This window comes from Gordonia malaquae, from assembly GCF_037148075.1.
Lineage (GTDB): Bacteria > Actinomycetota > Actinomycetes > Mycobacteriales > Mycobacteriaceae > Gordonia > Gordonia malaquae.
The window spans coordinates 376,613-390,840 of sequence record NZ_JBBCUB010000001.1 but is presented as its reverse complement, the minus strand read 5'-3'; the positions used below and the strand labels follow the sequence as shown (position 1 = coordinate 390,840).

The following is a 14,228-nucleotide window of genomic DNA, read 5'->3' as shown; positions in this document are numbered from 1 at the left end:
GTCCGCATTGACACCGCATTGGAGAACATGGATCCAATTCACGGCGACCGATTGTCCGAAACATGAGAATCGCCCTTCCCCGAATTCGGGAAAGGGCGATTCTTCATGTCATCGCAGAGGATGAGAGAGGGCTACTTGGCCTTCTCCAGGACCTCGACCAGACGCCAGCGCTTGGTGGCCGACAGCGGGCGGGTCTCCATGATGCGAACGCGGTCGCCGACGCCGGCGGTCTCGTTCTCGTCATGCGCCTTGACCTTGCTGGTCGTGCGGATGATCTTGCCGTAGAGCTTGTGGCTCTTGCGATCCTCCAGCTCGACCGTGATGGTCTTGGTCATCTTGTCACTGACGACGTAGCCGATCCGCTCTTTGCGGCTGGCACGCTCTTCGACGTTCACGTTCTGGTCCTCACTCATGCGTCTTCACCTTCCGGTCCGGACGCCAAGCCCAGTTCACGCTCGCGCATGACGGTGTACACACGTGCGATCTCGCGACGCACGGTGCGCAGACGTCGATTGTTGTCGAGCTGGCCGGTTGCCATCTGGAAGCGAAGGTTGAAGAGCTCTTCCTTCGACTCCTTCAGGCGATCGACCAGATCGGTGTCACTGAGCTCGCGGAGCTCGGCAGCAGCGATTCCGAGTGCCATCAGAACTGCTCCTCTCTGGTCACGATCCGGGTCTTCATGGGGAGCTTGTGCTGTGCGCGGCGCAGGGCCTCGCGAGCGGTCTCCTCATTGGGGTAGGTCATCTCGAACAGCACGCGGCCCGGCTTGACCGGTGCCACCCACCACTCGGGCGAACCCTTACCGGAACCCATGCGGGTCTCGGCAGGCTTCTTCGTGATCGGGCGGTCCGGGAAGATGTTGATCCAGACCTTGCCGCCACGCTTGATGTGGCGGTTGATCGCGATACGAGCGGACTCGATCTGACGGTTGGTGATGTATGCACCTTCGAGCGCCTGGATGCCGTAGTCACCGAAGGTGACCTTGGTTCCGCCCGACGCCTGACCCTTCAGGCTGGGGTGGTGCTGCTTGCGGTGCTTGACCCGACGAGGGATCAACATGGGCTAGCCCTCCTGGTTCTCTGCCTGCGCAGGCGCAGGCGCGTCGGCAGCCGAAGCCTCGGCGGCCGCAGTGCGGCCGGCCTCGGTGCCGGTCGCCGTGGTGCCCGAGGCACCGCTGCGACGCGGGCGGCTGGGACGACGCGGACGACGGTCCTCTGCCGGAGCGGCCGCAGCCAGCTCACGACGACCACCGACGACGTCACCCTTGTAGATCCACACCTTCACGCCGATACGGCCGAAGGTGGTCTTGGCCTCGTAGAGTCCGTAGTCGATGTCGGCGCGCAGCGTATGCAGCGGCACGCGTCCCTCGCGGTAGAACTCCTTGCGGCTCATCTCAGCTCCGCCGAGGCGGCCCGAGCACTGGACACGGATGCCCTTGACGCCCGGCTGGCGCATGGCCGACTGAATGGCCTTGCGCATCGCGCGGCGGAACGCCACGCGGTTGCTGAGCTGCTCGGCGACGCCCTGCGCCACGAGCTGTGCGTCGGCCTCGGGGTTCTTGACCTCGAGGATGTTCAGCTGAACCTGCTTGCCGGTGAGCTTCTCCAGGTCGCCACGGATGCGATCGGCCTCGGCGCCGCGGCGACCGATGACGATGCCCGGACGGGCGGTGTGGATGTCGACGCGGACGCGGTCACGGGTGCGCTCGATCTCAACCTTCGAGATGCCTGCGCGCTCGAGGCCGGTGCTCAGCAGCTTGCGGATCGCGACGTCTTCCTTGACGTAATCCGCGTACTGCTTGTCGGCGTACCAACGCGAGCTCCAGTCGGTGGTGATGCCCAGCCGGAAGCCGTGCGGGTTGATCTTCTGGCCCACGGTTTAGGCTCCCTTCTTCTTCTGCTGGCGCGAACGAGCACGTCCGCCGTTCTCCGCTGCGGACACGACCACGGTGATGTGGCTGGTGCGCTTGCGGATGCGGAACGCACGGCCCTGGGCGCGCGGCTGGAACCGCTTCAGGGTCGGGCCCTCGTCGGCGAATGCCTCCGAGACGATCAGGGTGCGACGATCCTGGCCCTGGTTGTTCTCCGCGTTGGCGATCGCACTGGCGAGCACCTTGTACACGGGCTCGCTGGCAGCCTGCGGTGCGAACCGCAGGATGTCCAGAGCCTCGTCGACGTTCTTGCCGCGGACGAGGTCGATGACTCGACGAGCCTTCATCGGCGTGACGCGAACGAACTTCGCTGTCGCGCGAGCGGTCTGCACTGCGTTATCGGTTTCAGTAGTCATGATTACCGGCGCTTCGCTTTCCGGTCATCCTTGATGTGACCCTTGAAGGTACGGGTGGGGGCGAACTCGCCCAGCTTGTGACCGACCATCGAGTCCGACACGAACACGGGCACATGCTTGCGACCGTCGTGGACCGCAAAAGTGTGACCGATGAAGTCGGGGATGATGGTCGAGCGGCGCGACCAGGTCTTGATGACCTGCTTCGTGCCCTTCTCGTTCTGTGCATCCACCTTCTTCAGGAGGTGGTCGTCGACGAACGGGCCCTTCTTGAGGCTGCGTGGCATTTTTTACCTCCTCCTATTATCGCTTGTTCTTGCCGGTACGGCGGCGGCGGACGATCAGCTTGTCGCTGGCCTTGTTCTTGCGGGTACGGCCTTCCGGCTTGCCCCACGGGCTGACCGGGTGGCGACCACCGGAGGTCTTGCCCTCGCCACCACCATGCGGGTGGTCGACCGGGTTCATCACGACACCACGGACGGTGGGACGCTTGCCCTTCCAGCGCATACGGCCGGCCTTGCCCCAGTTGATGTTGCTCTGCTCGGCGTTGCCCACCTCGCCGACGGTTGCGCGGCAGCGCACGTCGACACGACGGATTTCACCGGACGGCATACGCAGCGTGGCGTAGGGGCCTTCCTTGCCGAGGAGCTGGATCGACGCACCGGCCGAACGTGCCATCTTGGCGCCACCGCCCGGACGCAGCTCCACGTTGTGGATCTGGGTACCGGTGGGGATGTTGCGCAGCGGCAGGTTGTTGCCGGGCTTGATGTCGGCGTTGGGGCCGGACTCGACGATGTCGCCCTGCTTCAGGTTCTTCGGGGCGATGATGTAGCGCTTCTCACCGTCGAGGTAGTGGAGCAGTGCGATCCGAGCCGTGCGGTTCGGGTCGTACTCGATGTGAGCGACCTTGGCGTTGATTCCGTCCTTGTCGTTACGACGGAAGTCGATCAGACGGTAGGCACGCTTGTGGCCGCCACCGCGGTGACGGGTGGTGATGCGACCGTGGGCGTTGCGGCCACCGGTGCTGTGGAGCGGACGCACCAGCGACTTCTCGGGGTGCGAACGCGTGACCTCGGAGAAGTCGGCGCCACTCGAGCCACGACGGCCCGGCGTTGTCGGCTTGTACTTACGAATTGCCATGAGTGTTAGTCCCTAATCCTTCTCGGGCGGTCAGCTGACCGCTCCTCCGAAGATCTCGATGGGCTTGCTGTCAGCGGACAGCGTCACGATGGCGCGCTTGGTGTTCTTGCGCTTGCCGAAGCCCGAGCGGGTGCGCTTGCGCTTGCCCTGTCGGTTCGCGGTGTTGACGCTGGAGACCTTGACGTCGAAGATCTGCTGGATAGCGATCTTGATCTGGGTCTTGTTCGAATCCGGGTGCACCAGGAAGGTGTACACGTTGTCTTCGATCAGCCCGTAGGCCTTCTCCGAGATCACCGGCGCCAGGATGATGTCACGCGGGTTTGCGTGCGTAGCCATGCCTAGGCCTCCTTCTTGTTCTTGTCGACGAACGCTTCCAGCGTCTCAACGCTGAACACGACCTCGTCAGAATCGAGGACGTCGTACGTGTTGAGCTGATCAGCAGTGATGCCCAGCACGTTCGGCAGGTTCGCGATGCTCTTCCAGCCGGCCTGATCCTCACGGGTCAGGACGACGAGGAACTTGCGTCGCTCGCTCAGCAGCTCGAGGAAGGCGCGTGCCGACTTGGTCGACGGCGTCTGTCCCGAGACGAGCTCGGTGATGACGTGGATGCGCTCGCTGCGAGCACGGTCCGACAGGGCGCCACGCAGAGCGGCGACCTTCATCTTCTTGTTGACCTTCTGCGTGTAGTCGCGCGGCTGCGGACCGTGGACGATGCCACCGCCTGCGAACTGCGGTGCACGGGTCGAGCCCTGGCGTGCGCGGCCGGTGCCCTTCTGGCGGTACGGCTTCGCGCCGCCGCCCGAGACCTGTGCGCGCGTCTTGGTCGCGTGCGTGCCCTGACGGCCTGCAGCCTGCTGTGCGACGACGACCTGGTGCATCAGTGCGATGTTGGCGGTCTGATCGAACAGCTCTGCGGGCAGCTCAGCGGTTCCGGCGACGGACCCGTCTGCTGCGCGGACGTCGAGCGTCAACTTGGTTGCGGTTTCGGTGCTCACTTGCTGCCACCCTTCACTGCCTCGCGGACCACCACGACGCCGCCCTTGCGGCCGGGGATCGCGCCCTTGATCAACAGCAGACCGGCTTCAGCGTCCACCTTGTGGACGGTGAGGTTCTGCGTCGTCACCTTGTCGCTACCCATGCGACCCGCCATGCGCATGCCCTTGAACACGCGACCGGGGGTGGCACAGCCGCCGATGGAGCCCGGCGAACGGTGCACGCGGTGCACACCGTGGCTGGCGCCCAGACCGGCGAAGCCGTGACGCTTCATGACACCGGCGAAGCCCTTGCCCTTCGAGGTTCCGGTCACGTCCACCTTGATGCCGTCGGCAAAGATGTCAGCGCCCAGTTCCTGGCCGACCTCGAACTCCGAGATGTCGTTGACACGAAGCTCGGCGAGGTGGCGGCGGGGGGTAACGCCGGCTTTGGCGAACTGGCCCGCGACGGGCTTGGTCACCTTGCGGGGGTCGATGGCGCCGTAGGCGAGCTGGACTGCCGTGTAGCCGTCGCGCTCCAGAGTGCGGAGCTGGGTGACGACATTGGAGCCGGTCGCGATAACGGTCACCGGGACGACCCGGTTGTTCTCGTCGAAAACCTGGGTCATGCCGAGCTTGGTGCCCAGGATGCCCTTGGTTGCGTTCTGCTTGCTCATTTTTTCCGATCCCCCGTCACTGGATGTTGACGTCGACGCTGGCCGGCAGGTCGATGCGCATCAGCGCGTCAACCGTCTTGGGCGTCGGGTCGAGGATGTCGATGAGTCGCTTGTGTGTACGCATCTCGAAGTGTTCGCGGCTGTCCTTGTACTTATGCGGCGAACGGATGACGCAGTACACGTTCTTTTCGGTGGGCAACGGCACCGGGCCGACGACGCGTGCACCCGTACGGGTCACGGTCTCCACGATCTTGCGCGCCGAAGCGTCGATCGCTTCGTGGTCGTAGGCCTTGAGCCTGATGCGGATCTTCTGTCCCGCCACGCTGTGTCCTCTTCCGTCTGGTTTCTCTCGACAGACGAACACCGCGCGGCTCACACCCGTGCATGCACGGGCGGCAACTGGGCCACATGACCACCCCCGATGAGATCGGGTGGATCGACGCTGTTCTTCTGTCGTTGTACGCTGCCGGACTATTTCGTCCAGCTGCCGACTTTCGTCGGCTTCGCCTCCGGTACCCCGCGGTCGGGCGTGTCGAGACCGTGTCAATCAGCAAATTGCACGCGTTACACAACCCAGCCCGCAGTTGCGGCCCTGGAAGTTTGTGCGCCCCAGCCGGGGCAACCTAAATAGTATGCAGCACCTCGGCCCTGATCTCAAATCGTTCCCGCAGGTCGCGCGCAGTGAGATGCGTCTCGTGGTCGTTGCCTGAGACGGCAGCGAGGTTCCCTTTCCGTCACCTCATGGGGTTGTTCGTTTCGACCTACCCGCCTCATCTCGCTCCTACCTGCCTCAATGCGTCCTACCTGCCTGAGCTCAGGCAGGCGAGTCCAGTTGAAGCAGGGAGGAGCGAGATGAGGCAGGTCAGTCGAGCCATCCCCGCAGGATCGCGGCGACCCTGTGGCGCTCCAGGTCGGCCCATACCCATCGGACCATCACCAGCCCGGTGGCCCTCCGCAGTCGGTCTTCCCTGCGCTTTTTCCCGGATGACAGCGCGAGCTGTCGTCTCCCCCGGGCGAAGCAGACGTCCGTATTTGTGAAGACCGTCGTACTCGGCCATCAAGCGGCCGTGCCACTCGTAGTCGACGACGAAGGTGTCGCCGTCAACAGCATGTTCCACCTGCAGATCCGGCAACGCGAGGCCGTCTTCGATCATCTGTGCGCGGCTCCACGACTCCCCGACCGACGCGGAACGGCCGTCAGCGACGACGATCGCCGCCCTCGCCTCGCGGGCACCCTTGGTACGACGACGACCGAGCTCGGACTCGAGGCTCGCGCGGTCTGCGCCCGCCCGCAATGCGGCGTCGAACACCGTCAAAGCCTGAGCAAATGAGCCGGCCTCGGCAACGTCGACGGCAGTCCGCACGACGTCGGTGACTCGAATGCCGTCGACGTCGACGATCTGAGTTTCGTCCAGGTGTCCACCGTGAACGTTTCGCCCACCGCGGATCAGTCCGCCGCCACGCGTCAACGAGGTCACGTGGATGTTCTCACGATTCGGCTTCAACGGAGGAAGACCGTGAACCGCGGCTGCGGATTGATGACTCAGCACCGTCGCACCTCCATCCCGCGCGTTGCTGACCGTTGCGATCGAGCGCAGGCGGTAGAGGCGATCTGCACCTTCGGGCCCGTCGAGGTCGACCTCAGCGATCGCATAAACGCCGATCGCGACTCGGATGAGTTCTCCCCGCCGAACCGCCGCGGACAGCATCGCATCGGTCCATCCGGCTTCAAGCGCGGCCGCGCGCCTGACCAGTCCGAATCGGTCTTGAGGCAACAGCAGTGCAATCGTCATGACGACCCCCCTCGTCTTTGCCCGACCATGATCGGACAAAGACGAGATTCACGCGACCATGTTGTCCACAGGCCGCCGCACGACTACCTCGGCTTCAGGACGTAAGCGGTGTAGCCGAAGTCGGAGGAGTTGCGGTGACGGACGCCGATCTCGGCTGCTGCCGCGTCGAGGACGTCGGGGTCGAAGCCGTCGGCGCGGAGGGAGTCGATTCGTGCGGCGAGGGGTGCGTAGTACTCGTCCCAGTCGGTGTCGGGGAGGACGTAGGTCGCGAGCACCCGATAGCCCGCCTCCCACGCCGCGGCGACGTTGCCAGGCGTCGACCGCATGCCCTCGTAGGCCGCCCAGAAGTCACGGGCCTCGTCGGACGGGGTGTCGGTGAGCCATTCGCATTCGGTCAGGACGAGGACGCCTCGTTCGGAGAGCAGCGGACGCCAGGCGCGGAGCGCCGCGTCGAAGCCCATGATGTAGGCAGAGCCCTCCGACCAGAGCAGGTCGACGGTCCCCGGTTCGACAGGGAGGTCGTCCATCGATGCGGCGACGCCGGTCACCCGATCAGCGACGCCCTCCCGCGCGGCTCGCTCTGCGAGTCCGGCGAGGAACGGCTCATGCAGATCGACTCCGGTCACCGTGCCGCCGGTCGCGACGGCCAACGGCACCGCCGCCGGGCCGGTGCCACAGCCCACGTCGAGGATCCGGGGTTGTCCAGGCAGGTCGCCCGCCAACTGCAAGAGGAGCCCGAGCGTCGCCTGCGACCCCGGAGCCTCCCGAGGAAGCCCGGAGTGGACGTGCATGAACTTCTCGAACTGATCGTCGGTCACACCGAGACTCTAGTGGCGTGCGTTGAAAGTTCCTAGACGGTTGGTGGTGTTCCGCTGTGCAGCTGGCAAGGCGGAGGAGGGAGGGATACCGGCAGGTATCACGACCGACGACAACGCCGCCAGGTGTGCAGCGGGGTGCCGCCAACCATTCAGGAACTTTCAACACACGACACTAGGAGACACAGAGCGTAAGCGGTAGCCTTCACACATGAGTGAGACGTCGAGTAACACACAACGCGGCAGCGCGACGTATGCGCTACGCCGCAAGCTGCCGGACAATCGACTCGGAGACGCACTGTTCTCCCTCGGCATGGTCGCGCGAGTGCCCTACTTCGGGACGATCCTCCCGCTCGTCGAGGAGATGGAACCCGGATACTGCCGGGTGACGGCACCGAAGTGGTTCGGCGTCCACAATCACATCGGCACGTTCCACGCCATCGCAGCCTGCAATCTCGCCGAGACGGCGATGGGCATGCTGATGGAGGCATCCGTACCGACGACCCACCGGTGGATCCCCAAGGCGATGAACACGCAGTACCTGACAAAGGCGAACACACGCCTCACCGCGCACGCCGAGTTCGCAGAACCCGTCGACTTCTCGACGATCACCGAGGGAACCGACGTCGTCGTGTCGATCCGCATCCTCGACAAGGAGTCGACCGAAGTGGTCCATTGCGACATCACGACGTGGGTCACGCCTGCCTGATCGTGGTTAAGATTCGGCCCATGGTCGGAAACTCTCGTGCAGCAATGGCCGTCACCCTCGCAACTGTCGGGTTGCTCAGTGCGTGCTCGATCGACGGCACTGCGGTCCGCGCGGCAAACGAGCCGCCCGTCGAGAACGTTCAGACGACGTCGGCGACTGATGCCCCGCGAGGCGACGAATCAACGACGACAGGCGAGGTCTTCCGGATCTTCGCCGGCACCGGAGCACCTAAGGTGACGGTGACGGTGATCGCCGACCTCGCGTGTCCGGCATGCAAGCTGTTCGAATCGACGTTCGGCCCGGTTCTGGACGCCTATCGCGGCGACCCCGACGTCGCCGTCGACTACCAGGTCATCTCATTCCTCGACCGGATGTCGTCCGACAACTACTCGTCGCGTGCCGCCAACGCCTCGCACTGCGTGTGGCATTCCGCCGAGACGACACCTGCGCACGCCCAGGACTGGCGGAAGTTCCAACGCCTCGCGTTCGAGAACCAACCGAACGAGGGAGGTCCGGGACTCCCCTCCACCGAACTCTCGCAGTTCGCCACCACCGCGGGCGTACCGTCCGCTGCTCGCTGCATCCTGGAGTCGCAACGCGCCACGGAGGTGTCCTCGTCGACCAGGGCGGTGACGAACGACCCGACTTTCCAGGGCACTCCGACAGTGAAGATCAACGGCGCCACATACACGCCGAGCACGCCCACCGCTCTGAAGTCGGCCATCGACCAGGCCAAGCGCGGTTGATGGCCGATCTGACCGACTCCTTGTCGACACCGAAATCTCCGCAACCTGTCATCAAGTTCTCAGGATGATGCAAGTACTCTGACTTCGAAGAACGCTACGTCGCGGACGACGGCCTACGCCCGGCGCGACACGACCCGTGAAGGACCGTCTGCCGTGACCCAGAATCGCCCCAAGATCGTCGATCCCCGTGAGGCCGAACGACGCCGTTCACTGATGTTCAAGATCGGCGCAGCCGTCGTCCTGATCGCCATTGCCGCGGGCATCGCAATCTGGGCGGTTGTGAGTAATCAGGAAGACTCGACGACCGGCGGATCTTCCGTCCCGTCTGTCGTCACCGACAATGGGTCCATCCGGATCTCGGCGGCCCCGAAGAACACAAAGCCGAAGGCAGTCTTGACGATCGTCGAAGACTTCCAGTGCCCTGCGTGCAAGGCATTTGAGAACGGCATGGGCGAAGCGATCGCAAGTTTCGCCGACAACCCCAATGTCGCCGTCGACTACCGCACGATCGCCTTCCTCGACAAGAACTTCGGCAATACCTACTCCGCGGAAGCGATGAACGCCTCTCTGTGTGTCGCCGAGTCGACAGGTAAGGACGGCGACTTCGGCCCGTGGAAGCGCTTCCACGACTCGATGTTCGCGAACCAGACCGAGGAGGGTGGTGCCGGGCTCGGGAACGACAAGATGATCTCGCTCGCCAAGGACGCCGGCGCCACGGGCGTCTCCAAGTGCATCACCGACAATCAGTTCGGCCAGTGGGTCGGAAAGCAGAGTTCCGACGTCATGAGCAGCAAGGACGTCGACGGCAAAGAGTTCAGCGGAACCCCGTGGGTCCAGCTGAACGGCAAGACCGTCCAGTTCGGATCGCCGGAGGAGCTCGTCGCCGCGGTCAACGCAGCTGCGAAGTAGCAGAGACATGGCCGATCAGGAGAACGTCGACGTCGTAGTCGCGCCAGAGCCCATTGCGACCCCGCCAGAAGACACCGACACAGAGCCGTCAGGAGCGTTGATCGAGCGGCTGTCGGTGTCGACCGTCGCCGCGTGGGCCCTGCTGGTCCTGGGCGTCCTCGGACTCGCCGCCGCGGCAATGCTGACGATCGAACGCATCGAGTTGCTGATCAACCCGCAAGCCGACCTGTCGTGCAACTTCAACCCGATCATCTCCTGCGGATCGGTGATGGAGACCGCCCAGGCACGATTCTTCGGGTTCCCCAACCCGATCCTCGGTCTGCCCGCGTTCGCCGTCATCATCACCACCGCGGTCCTGTCGATCGGCCGGGTGAAGCTGCCGCGCTGGTACTGGATCGGTCAGACGATCGGTGCGTCGCTCGGGTGGATCTTCGTCCACTACCTGATCTTCCAGAGCGCTTTCCGCATCGGCGCGCTGTGCCCGTACTGCATGGTGGTCTGGACGATCGTCCCGATCATCTGGGCGATCAGCCTGTCGCGTTCGCTTCCGGACTCCGCACTCGGACGTTCGGTCCGCGAGTGGCTCGCCGTGCTGTTGCCTGTCTGGTACGTCGGCGTCCTGTGTGTCATCGGAGTCAAGTTCTGGGACTACTGGAGCACGCTCTTCTGAGTTCCAGACACGACAGCTTCTCGCCCCGGCCACCCGATTCGTTCAGGTGTCCGGGGCGAGTTGCATTGTCGGTCAGTCCCAGCGAGACGCGATGAGGGCTGCGAGCATCAGGATCGTGGCATGCGGGCCGCTGGAGAGCGGGCCGGGCAGAATCGAACCGTCGATCACGCGGAGTCCACGCACCCCGTCGACGCGACCGTCCGCGTCGACTGCGGTGCCTGCGGGCAGCGTCCCCCACGCATGTTGAGACATCCCGACAGTGGGGTCGACCCGCACCGAGCCGGGCTCGACGAGGTCGACGAATTCTTCTGAACCGAGCATCCGCACCACCGTCTCGACGCCGACTTCCAGTCGTCCCGCTGAATCGGCGTCCGGTTCGCCGAGATCGACGACTCCGTCGGCCACCGCGCCCTGGGTTCCGGCCATGTCCGCCACTCCGATCGGGACACCAGTCTGGGCGAGCGAGGTGAACGAGGCGAAGTCGTCGGAGTACGGTCTGATCTCCAGACCCGTGGAGGTGTGGATCACCGTCTGCAGCAACGCGGTCGACACGAGGGCTCGACGAGGGGTGAACCGGACGATGCGCTCAGCGTGTTCGTGCAACGGCATCGGTCCGACGATCGGTGCCATCAACGACGCAGTGCCTGTCGTTCCAGCGCACACCACGACCTCGCCTGCGCTGATCGCCTCCCCGTCGCCTGTCTCGATCCCGATCGCGCGGCCTGCTCGGACCAACAGACGAGCGACCGGTGTTTCAGCGCGAACAAGGAGGTTGGGGCGGTCGACCGAAAGCACGTTCGCGGTCGTCCACCTGACACCGTCTACGCTGTTGGTCCGGACCCGGTTGACACCGACGCGAGGCCACTCGCCACCCGTTTGCGGCCCCGCCCATGTCTCGGTCGCCCGGGCCACGTCGCCCAGTTCCGCGTCGCTGAACCGATGGACTCGCATGATGCGCTCGACCTCGGTGAACGCCGCCTCGACCTCGTCGATGGGCCACGGCCAGCTGAAGTAGTCGGCTCGATGACCGCGGAGAAAGTAACCGCCGTTGATCGCCGACGACCCGCCGAGCCCGCGGCCGCGGACCATCGGCCGTCCTCGGCGCTCGGGGATCGGCGCCGCGCGCACCGGGTGGTCGATCGGAAGCCGGTCCAGGCGGGACTCGAACACCGCCCCCCGGCCTGCTTCCACCACCATCACCCGGCGGGACGAGTCGCGTGAGAGGAACTCGGCGACAAGACATCCCGCCGATCCGGCACCGACGACGAGTACGTCGGGCGGTGTCATCGGCGCGTGATCACCGGGCGTAGCGCACCGACGTCGCGGCGGACGATCACGCCCTGCCACAGGCCCGCCCCATACGCCAGATCGTCGAGACGACGGAACACCAAGTAGTGCATCGGACTCATCACCGGTGTCTCCGGATCGACCATCTGGTTCCGAACCCACATCACCAAGGCCTCGACTACTGCGACCCACACGAACCACCCCCGGAATCGGCGGCTCACCGCACACGCGAGGAAGGAGATCGGCCAGTAGTGCCGCAGCACCGCAGCCGCGAGCTGAAGTAGCCCGAATCCGAATGCCCGACCCGTGTTGACCGCCGCGATCTTCTCCCGTTGCGGAACATGCGCAACGGCTCGCATCGTGTTGCGGCAGACGATCGCCGCGATCACCGCCGCGACCAACATGCCGATGCGACTCCGTGTGGCGAGTGCGACGACACCCGCGGCGATCGGCGCGGTCATCACGAGAGGCGCGGCGAGTTCGCCGTGCCGGAGTGCGAGCTCGGCGGCACCGGTTCCGTAGAAGCGTCGCCGGTTCAGCATGCCCGACAACGACTCTCGGTGGTCGTGCGCCACCTCGGCAATCGGGTCATAGCGGATGCGCCACCCGGCGCGATGCGTCCGCCAGCAGAGGTCGACGTCTTCGGCGACACGAAGCGACTCGTCGAAAGAAAGGAAGCCGGTGCGGCGCACCACCATTGCCGCGCTCGGCACATAAGCGAGCGGCGTGCCGGGAGCGACCAGTGCCTCACGCGGGCCCATGTCGAGCGAGGAGAAGCGGTTGGCGTAATCGGCGACGAACGACGTCGAGTCGCTGCCCGCCGCCACCGTCTGCAGTCCCACTATCCGCGGCGCGACTATCGCGACGGTCGGATCGGCGAAGTGGCCGAGAAGCATCGTGAGCCAGTCGCCGGTCGGGACGGTGTCGGAGTCGAGGAAAGCGATGAACTCGGTCGATGTCGCAGCGACGCCTGCATTGCGGGCTGCCGCCGGACCACGATTCTCGTCGAAGCGGATCAGCCGTGCGCCGTCCGACACCCGGATCGGGATCTCTGATCCGTCGTCGACGACCACCACCGACACCTCGTGATCGGACAGTGCAGCGAGCAGCCGGTCGACTCCGGATTGATTGCCGCGCACCGGGATCACCACGGTCACATCGGCGACACAGGGCCCCGACATTGGACGAGGATGCGCGATTCCAGCATCGAGCAGGCGGCGGGCCAACACCTGGGTGCCGACATCGGCGACGGCGATCCGACCGTCCGCCGACGTCATGCCCAGGGCCGGGTCGGACAGTTTCATCACCCGCATCGGCGACCCGCCGACGAGGTAGCGGAGGTTTCCGCGACGTGCACACCGCGGATCGATCTGCACCTGGAAACCGCTCGGCAGCACGGTGCTCGTCGGTCCTGACGTCGTCACGCGAGCCGCCCGTCGTCGCCCACGACCCACGACTCCAGCGACGCGGCGAGATCCCGCGAGTTCTCATCGAGCAGCTGTTCGCCGCGGGCGGCGTCGGCGCCGGTGGGATCACCGAGCACTCCGTTCGGGCTCACCGCAGCGACCCCGCCGTCCCGCAGCGCGGGCATCAACGTGGCGATCGGCTCGGTGTTGCCTGGCGCGAGGGTGGACACCCGAACCTGGTCGGGGTCCGCGGCGAGCAGGATCGAGGTCTCGGTGTCACCGGCATGCGCATCCGCACCACGGAACGCGCATGGCCACCATGCGACGTCTCGTCCCTCGTATCGCAGGAGACGCACTGCGGTGGCCAACGCCATGGCGTTGCCGCCGTGTCCGTTCACGAACACGATTCGCTTGGCCCACCGACACGCACTGCGGCCGTACTCGACGATCAGTCGTTCCATCACGTCGGCGCCGATCGACACTGTCCCGGGGAATCCCTCGTGCTCACCGGAGGCCCCGTACGCGATCGAGGGTGCGGTCAGTGCATCGACGGGAGGCGCAGTCTGACCGAGCGCACGGGTCGCGACCTCGACGGCGATACGCCCGTCAGTGTCCATCGGGAGATGGGGTCCATGCTGCTCGACGGCCCCGACGGGGACGAGGATCGTCAGTTCCCTGTCGATCACGTCAGTCCACGTCGACGACCCCAATTCACGCACCGGCGTCATTCGGACAACCCTACCGACCACAACGCGTCTCGTCAGTACCCGAGTGCGACCGAATCGGTGACCGACGCCCAGACAAGTCCACTTATGCGGCGTG

The 14,228-nt window shown here is 65.2% G+C and carries 20 protein-coding genes; 4 read left to right on the top strand and 16 right to left on the bottom strand.

Going from position 1 to position 14,228, the window contains the following annotated elements; translation table 11 throughout:
* Positions 1-131: 131 nt before the first annotated feature.
* The 13 genes from rpsQ to WFK36_RS02005 form a co-directional block, all read right to left on the bottom strand.
* On the bottom strand, positions 132-413 hold the full coding sequence (gene rpsQ / locus WFK36_RS02065; protein ID WP_008376011.1) for a 30S ribosomal protein S17: 282 nt from the start codon (positions 411-413) through the stop codon (positions 132-134).
* Complete coding sequence (rpmC, locus tag WFK36_RS02060; RefSeq protein WP_008376012.1) at positions 410-643, bottom strand: 50S ribosomal protein L29; 234 nt, start codon at positions 641-643, stop codon at positions 410-412. Before rpmC ends, rpsQ begins: the two co-directional genes overlap by 4 nt.
* The gene (rplP, locus tag WFK36_RS02055; RefSeq protein WP_008376013.1) at positions 643-1,059 is read right to left on the bottom strand and encodes a 50S ribosomal protein L16; all 417 of its coding nucleotides are present in this window, start codon (positions 1,057-1,059) and stop codon (positions 643-645) included. The genes rpmC and rplP overlap by 1 nt, the downstream gene beginning before the upstream one ends.
* A gap of 3 nt (positions 1,060-1,062) precedes the next feature.
* The gene (gene rpsC / locus WFK36_RS02050; RefSeq protein WP_008376015.1) at positions 1,063-1,875 is read right to left on the bottom strand and encodes a 30S ribosomal protein S3; all 813 of its coding nucleotides are present in this window, start codon (positions 1,873-1,875) and stop codon (positions 1,063-1,065) included.
* A gap of 3 nt (positions 1,876-1,878) precedes the next feature.
* Positions 1,879-2,286, bottom strand: coding sequence for a 50S ribosomal protein L22 (rplV, locus tag WFK36_RS02045; RefSeq protein ID WP_008376016.1), 408 nt, complete (start codon positions 2,284-2,286; stop codon positions 1,879-1,881).
* A gap of 2 nt (positions 2,287-2,288) precedes the next feature.
* Positions 2,289-2,570 carry a 30S ribosomal protein S19 gene (gene rpsS / locus WFK36_RS02040; protein ID WP_006895647.1) on the bottom strand — a complete coding sequence of 94 codons (282 nt, stop codon included), beginning with the start codon at positions 2,568-2,570 and terminating at the stop codon, positions 2,289-2,291.
* A gap of 16 nt (positions 2,571-2,586) precedes the next feature.
* Positions 2,587-3,423 (bottom strand): 50S ribosomal protein L2, encoded by an 837-nt coding sequence (gene rplB / locus WFK36_RS02035; protein ID WP_008376017.1) that lies wholly within the window; start codon positions 3,421-3,423, stop codon positions 2,587-2,589.
* A 30-nt stretch (positions 3,424-3,453) separates the two neighbouring features.
* A complete protein-coding gene (gene rplW / locus WFK36_RS02030) occupies positions 3,454-3,759 on the bottom strand; it encodes a 50S ribosomal protein L23 (protein WP_008376018.1) in 306 nt (101 codons plus the stop codon).
* 2 nt (positions 3,760-3,761) lie between these two features.
* On the bottom strand, positions 3,762-4,418 hold the full coding sequence (gene rplD / locus WFK36_RS02025) for a 50S ribosomal protein L4 (protein WP_008376019.1): 657 nt from the start codon (positions 4,416-4,418) through the stop codon (positions 3,762-3,764).
* On the bottom strand, positions 4,415-5,071 hold the full coding sequence (gene rplC / locus WFK36_RS02020; RefSeq protein WP_336789240.1) for a 50S ribosomal protein L3: 657 nt from the start codon (positions 5,069-5,071) through the stop codon (positions 4,415-4,417). Before rplC ends, rplD begins: the two co-directional genes overlap by 4 nt.
* 16 nt (positions 5,072-5,087) lie before the next feature.
* The gene (gene rpsJ / locus WFK36_RS02015; protein WP_003938093.1) at positions 5,088-5,393 is read right to left on the bottom strand and encodes a 30S ribosomal protein S10; all 306 of its coding nucleotides are present in this window, start codon (positions 5,391-5,393) and stop codon (positions 5,088-5,090) included.
* A 478-nt stretch (positions 5,394-5,871) separates the two neighbouring features.
* On the bottom strand, positions 5,872-6,864 hold the full coding sequence (locus WFK36_RS02010; RefSeq protein ID WP_336789237.1) for a type IV toxin-antitoxin system AbiEi family antitoxin domain-containing protein: 993 nt from the start codon (positions 6,862-6,864) through the stop codon (positions 5,872-5,874).
* Positions 6,865-6,947: 83 nt separating this feature from the next.
* On the bottom strand, positions 6,948-7,682 hold the full coding sequence (locus WFK36_RS02005; protein ID WP_336789235.1) for an SAM-dependent methyltransferase: 735 nt from the start codon (positions 7,680-7,682) through the stop codon (positions 6,948-6,950).
* A 208-nt stretch (positions 7,683-7,890) separates the two neighbouring features.
* On the opposite strand from WFK36_RS02005, the gene WFK36_RS02000 reads away from it, so the two are divergent.
* The 4 genes from WFK36_RS02000 to WFK36_RS01985 all read left to right on the top strand — a co-directional run bounded on the left by WFK36_RS02000 (position 7,891) and on the right by WFK36_RS01985 (position 10,713).
* The gene (locus WFK36_RS02000; RefSeq protein ID WP_336789233.1) at positions 7,891-8,388 is read left to right on the top strand and encodes a hotdog fold domain-containing protein; all 498 of its coding nucleotides are present in this window, start codon (positions 7,891-7,893) and stop codon (positions 8,386-8,388) included.
* 20 nt (positions 8,389-8,408) lie between these two features.
* Entirely contained in the window at positions 8,409-9,134 is a 726-nt protein-coding gene (locus WFK36_RS01995; RefSeq protein ID WP_336789231.1) for a DsbA family protein, read from the top strand.
* Positions 9,135-9,287: 153 nt separating this feature from the next.
* Positions 9,288-10,043, top strand: coding sequence for a DsbA family protein (locus WFK36_RS01990; protein ID WP_008376032.1), 756 nt, complete (start codon positions 9,288-9,290; stop codon positions 10,041-10,043).
* Between the two features lie 7 nt (positions 10,044-10,050).
* Positions 10,051-10,713, top strand: a complete 663-nt coding sequence (locus WFK36_RS01985) for a vitamin K epoxide reductase family protein (protein ID WP_008376034.1) — start codon at positions 10,051-10,053, stop codon at positions 10,711-10,713.
* A 72-nt stretch (positions 10,714-10,785) separates the two neighbouring features.
* On the opposite strand, the gene mftG is transcribed toward WFK36_RS01985, so the two are convergent.
* From mftG to mftE, 3 genes are read right to left on the bottom strand one after another with little or no spacing between them, the layout of a single operon-like run.
* Positions 10,786-12,000 carry a mycofactocin system GMC family oxidoreductase MftG gene (gene mftG / locus WFK36_RS01980; RefSeq protein ID WP_336789228.1) on the bottom strand — a complete coding sequence of 405 codons (1,215 nt, stop codon included), beginning with the start codon at positions 11,998-12,000 and terminating at the stop codon, positions 10,786-10,788.
* The gene (gene mftF / locus WFK36_RS01975) at positions 11,997-13,424 is read right to left on the bottom strand and encodes a mycofactocin biosynthesis glycosyltransferase MftF (protein ID WP_336789226.1); all 1,428 of its coding nucleotides are present in this window, start codon (positions 13,422-13,424) and stop codon (positions 11,997-11,999) included. The genes mftG and mftF overlap by 4 nt, the downstream gene beginning before the upstream one ends.
* Positions 13,421-14,134 carry a mycofactocin biosynthesis peptidyl-dipeptidase MftE gene (gene mftE / locus WFK36_RS01970; protein ID WP_008376038.1) on the bottom strand — a complete coding sequence of 238 codons (714 nt, stop codon included), beginning with the start codon at positions 14,132-14,134 and terminating at the stop codon, positions 13,421-13,423. Before mftE ends, mftF begins: the two co-directional genes overlap by 4 nt.
* Positions 14,135-14,228: the final 94 nt, after the last annotated feature.

What these genes read in the sequence shown, in the direction of transcription:
- rpsQ (WP_008376011.1), bottom strand. Translation starts at nt 413, where the DNA reads ATGAGTGAGGACCAGAACGTGAACGTCGAAGAGCGTGCCAGCCGCAAA.
- rpmC (WP_008376012.1), bottom strand. Translation starts at nt 643, where the DNA reads ATGGCACTCGGAATCGCTGCTGCCGAGCTCCGCGAGCTCAGTGACACC.
- rplP (WP_008376013.1), bottom strand. Translation starts at nt 1,059, where the DNA reads ATGTTGATCCCTCGTCGGGTCAAGCACCGCAAGCAGCACCACCCCAGC.
- rplV (WP_008376016.1), bottom strand. Translation starts at nt 2,286, where the DNA reads ATGACTACTGAAACCGATAACGCAGTGCAGACCGCTCGCGCGACAGCG.
- rpsS (WP_006895647.1), bottom strand. Translation starts at nt 2,570, where the DNA reads ATGCCACGCAGCCTCAAGAAGGGCCCGTTCGTCGACGACCACCTCCTG.
- rplB (WP_008376017.1), bottom strand. Translation starts at nt 3,423, where the DNA reads ATGGCAATTCGTAAGTACAAGCCGACAACGCCGGGCCGTCGTGGCTCG.
- rplW (WP_008376018.1), bottom strand. Translation starts at nt 3,759, where the DNA reads ATGGCTACGCACGCAAACCCGCGTGACATCATCCTGGCGCCGGTGATC.
- rplC (WP_336789240.1), bottom strand. Translation starts at nt 5,071, where the DNA reads ATGAGCAAGCAGAACGCAACCAAGGGCATCCTGGGCACCAAGCTCGGC.
- WFK36_RS02010 (WP_336789237.1), bottom strand. Translation starts at nt 6,864, where the DNA reads ATGACGATTGCACTGCTGTTGCCTCAAGACCGATTCGGACTGGTCAGG.
- WFK36_RS02000 (WP_336789233.1), top strand. Translation starts at nt 7,891, where the DNA reads ATGAGTGAGACGTCGAGTAACACACAACGCGGCAGCGCGACGTATGCG.
- WFK36_RS01995 (WP_336789231.1), top strand. Translation starts at nt 8,409, where the DNA reads ATGGTCGGAAACTCTCGTGCAGCAATGGCCGTCACCCTCGCAACTGTC.
- WFK36_RS01985 (WP_008376034.1), top strand. Translation starts at nt 10,051, where the DNA reads ATGGCCGATCAGGAGAACGTCGACGTCGTAGTCGCGCCAGAGCCCATT.
- mftG (WP_336789228.1), bottom strand. Translation starts at nt 12,000, where the DNA reads ATGACACCGCCCGACGTACTCGTCGTCGGTGCCGGATCGGCGGGATGT.
- mftE (WP_008376038.1), bottom strand. Translation starts at nt 14,134, where the DNA reads ATGACGCCGGTGCGTGAATTGGGGTCGTCGACGTGGACTGACGTGATC.